The organism is Terrisporobacter petrolearius (assembly GCF_020748185.1).
GTDB classification, from domain to species: domain Bacteria; phylum Bacillota; class Clostridia; order Peptostreptococcales; family Peptostreptococcaceae; genus Terrisporobacter; species Terrisporobacter petrolearius.
Window position 1 is genome coordinate 1 of record NZ_JAHZMO010000149.1, and the last position, 485, is coordinate 485.

Consider the following 485-nt stretch of genomic DNA (forward strand, 5'->3'; position numbering starts at 1 on the left):
TGATATCGTGCTGGTGGCAGTCAGTGAACACATTGAACGTTTCACTGCCCTGGCGCGTGAAATGGCTGCTACCGAAACTCGCGAAAGCCGTCGCGATGAACTGCTGACGATGGCAGAAAACTGCGATCTTATCGCCCACCAGCCGCCGCAGACTTTCTGGCAGGCGCTGCAACTGTGTTACTTCATCCAATTGATTTTGCAGATCGAATCTAACGGTCCCTCGGTATCGTTTGGTAGTATGGACCAGTATCTCTACCCGTACTATCGCCGCGACGTTGAACTCAACCAGACGCTGGATCGCGAACACGCCATCGAGATGCTGCATAGCTGCTGGCTGAAACTGCTGGAAGTGAACAAAATCCGCTCAGGCTCACACTCAAAAGCCTCTGCGGGAAGTCCTCTGTATCAGAACGTCACCATTGGCGGACAAACTCTGGTTGATGGTCAACCAATGGACGCGGTGAATCCACTCTCTTACGCGATCC

Annotated in this window: 1 protein-coding gene; it reads left to right on the forward strand. The window is 53.0% G+C overall.

Annotated features, from left to right (window positions below; translation table 11 throughout):
* Nucleotides 1-485, forward strand: a 485-nt coding sequence (locus tag K0040_RS22465; protein ID WP_272491586.1) for a pyruvate formate lyase family protein, incomplete at both ends; no start/stop codon positions are given.